The sequence below is a fragment of the Schlesneria sp. genome (assembly GCF_036405755.1).
In the GTDB taxonomy this organism is placed as follows: Bacteria; Planctomycetota; Planctomycetia; order Planctomycetales; family Planctomycetaceae; genus Schlesneria; species Schlesneria sphaerica.
In genome coordinates this window covers 1-2,495 of the sequence record NZ_DASWWZ010000315.1, presented here as the reverse complement: position 1 = coordinate 2,495, position 2,495 = coordinate 1, and the positions used below count along the sequence as shown (strand labels likewise).

The 2,495-nt window shown below is 54.1% G+C and carries 4 protein-coding genes; 2 read left to right on the top strand and 2 right to left on the bottom strand.

Annotated features, from left to right (window positions below; translation table 11 throughout):
- Together VGE80_RS10915 and ispF are read right to left on the bottom strand one after the other, a co-directional pair.
- A partial coding sequence (locus VGE80_RS10915; protein ID WP_440592690.1) for a hypothetical protein occupies nucleotides 1-136 on the bottom strand: 136 nt, incomplete at its 3' end.
- A 253-nt stretch (nucleotides 137-389) separates the two neighbouring features.
- Nucleotides 390-890: a 2-C-methyl-D-erythritol 2,4-cyclodiphosphate synthase gene (gene ispF, locus VGE80_RS10910; RefSeq protein ID WP_373649233.1), complete on the bottom strand. Its 501-nt coding sequence runs from the start codon at nucleotides 888-890 to the stop codon at nucleotides 390-392.
- A gap of 217 nt (nucleotides 891-1,107) precedes the next feature.
- On the opposite strand from ispF, the gene VGE80_RS10905 reads away from it, so the two are divergent.
- Both VGE80_RS10905 and VGE80_RS10900 read left to right on the top strand, forming a co-directional pair.
- Nucleotides 1,108-1,980 (top strand): hypothetical protein, encoded by an 873-nt coding sequence (locus VGE80_RS10905; protein WP_397568511.1) that lies wholly within the window; start codon nucleotides 1,108-1,110, stop codon nucleotides 1,978-1,980.
- Nucleotides 1,981-2,238: 258 nt separating this feature from the next.
- The coding region (locus VGE80_RS10900; RefSeq protein ID WP_440592689.1) for a BatA domain-containing protein at nucleotides 2,239-2,495 on the top strand (257 nt) is incomplete at its 3' end.

Genomic DNA, 2,495 nt, shown 5'->3' with positions numbered 1-2,495 from the left:
TCGTAATTAATGCCAGAACGAGTGCTGCGGCGGCCACTGCGAGTCGACGTTTCTTAAATTCGTTCCAGATCAATGCCCACTGGCTTTTGCTCTGAACCGTCGCTGCGTTCGATATCTTCGATTGAGTAGCTGTCACAAATGCCCTTCCCGCTCCATCCCTGCTCGACACGCGTTTTCATGGCTCGTGCATCTCAAAAGAGAGTTCTCCACGAGATTCTGAACAACCCTGTTCACGTCCGGTTCGGTGCCTCACCCCAATGCCACTGTAAAGGGCTGAAAACACAGTCTTCTCCCGATGGGTCGGTTCCGAGCATAATTGCGCAAGGCAATTTAGCAAAGCGACACTTTGAATCGAGCGCCCATCATCCTTCCACACTGGGGAGTGGCACTCAGGACGCGGCCCTGATTCTGGCAAGTAAGACAACCGCGTCAGCGTCGATCGCCTCCTGCCGTCCAATCGGCCCCACCTTCTCGCCCGTTTTGGCTTTCACGTTGACTTGAGTGGCATCGATCTTCATCAGTTCAGCGATGCGGGCGGCGATTGCCTTTTTGTAGCTCGACAGTTTCGGACGCTCCGCGTGAATCGTGCAGTCGACGTTGCCGATCTCCCAGCCTCGCTCGCGGACAGCCGCTACGGCTTGCTCCAGAAAAATGGCCGAATCCGCGTTGGTCCATTGGGCATCCGTATTGGGAAACCATTCACCGATATCCCCCAGGCCGACGGCCCCCAGCACAGCATCTGTCAGCGCGTGCAGTAGCACATCGGCGTCGCTGTGTCCGTCCAGGCCGAACTCGTAGTCAATTACGACTCCGCCAAGAATCAATCGACGACCAGGAACGAGTCGGTGCCTGTCGTGTCCCAGCCCCACTCGAAATCCACAATCAAACATCCTGCTACTCTCGTTCTAAATCCAGTTCGCTGAAATCGTTCTAGCAAGCGGAAGAATGAGCGAAGCGGATCGAAAAGAAAAGCCTCGCGGCCTCGATGCTCGCTGCCCCGGCCAAGAACTCAAATTGACACGTTTGGCCAAACCGGGGTAGATTCCCGCTGCTCCCTCCTTTCATACATCAAATCGAAGAAAAGCAATCCTTTTCACGGACTTGCACGTGTCCCGGTACATCCTGCCATTCGCGAGGACCAATCGACTACCTTTTCTGGTGGTGACAGTCAGCGTCTTTGCATTTTTAGGATGTTCGATCTTCCCGACCGGTTCGACTTCGACCCAGTTTTCGTCCGGACGACCGATTCTTCCTCCGATTCAGGCTGCGCCTGACACCATACTGCTCGAAGTTTTCTTCATTGAACGCCCGCAGGAAGATCCGCTCCTCTCCACAAGCCTCTGGAAAGATGTGGATCAGATTGGAGCCGTGCCAACGACTGAAACTCGGCAAATTCTGCGTGAAAATGGTTTTCGTGTCGGAAATGCGAGTTCACACCCTCCGGCCTCAGTCCAGAAGTTACTGGGTATGGTCGCGGAAATCCCCCTGAACTCGTCCGAGAATTCGGGGCCGCTGTTGGGTCGACACCAGTTCCTGGCCCCCGGCGTCGAAACGGAAATCCCCACCGGCATCATTCATGACGAATGTGAGTTCCTGTTTCACGAGGCGGGAGGAAAAAAGTCCGCCTCCTACGAGAATGTCAACTGCGTTCTTCGCATGAAGGCCAATCGACTGCAGGAAGGCTGGATCAGAATCGACTTCCAGCCCGAAATTCATCATGGCGAAAACCAGCTTCGACGCACAGCTGCCGGGGAAGCCTGGTCACTCAAAATGAGTCAAAAAATCGACGTGCGCGTGGCTCAACGATTTAGTATGACCTTGAATGTGGGAGAACTGGCGCTGATTACGGCGATCCCTCACGAAGAGGGAACCTTAGGCGATCGATTCTTCTGCCGTGATGATCAAGGAACAAAAAAACAACGCGTTCTCTGTATACGCGTTGTGGAGGCCGGAAGCCCTGCTGCCGCTTTAGCAAGATGAATTAGCCCCGGCGCAGCGGGCAGTGACTGCCATCGAACTAAGGCTCGAATCGCCTGATCGCCTTTTCTGTAACGTCATTCCGATTGGCTTGACGGGTCAGCGCCGTCGTCATCCGCTCGAGACTTTCGCTTGCGAAAACAGAACCATGACATGCTGTCTGGTTTTGGTCGCGACAGATGGTTAGGATCTTGGTCGCAACTTCGACCGACTGATTTCTGTCCGAATTCACTTGGGTCTCTTAGCAGGTTGACCTCTCCCATGACGTTTGATTCGCCAGGTTCCCTGTTCTGGTTTGGACTCGCTGTTCCAATCGTCGTCTTCTACATTCTCAAAATTCGATTACGGCGACAGCCGGTTTCCACGATCCTGTTCTGGAATCAAGTTCTTAATGAGCAGAACCCACGGTCGATCTGGCAACGGCTTAAGCACCTCGTCTCGCTCTTGCTGCAACTCGCGATGCTATCATTGCTGGTTCTGGCCTTAGCTGACCCGTATTTCTTCTGGGAGGTTCGATC

What these genes read in the sequence shown, in the direction of transcription:
- ispF (WP_373649233.1), bottom strand. Translation starts at nt 890, where the DNA reads ATGTTTGATTGTGGATTTCGAGTGGGGCTGGGACACGACAGGCACCGA.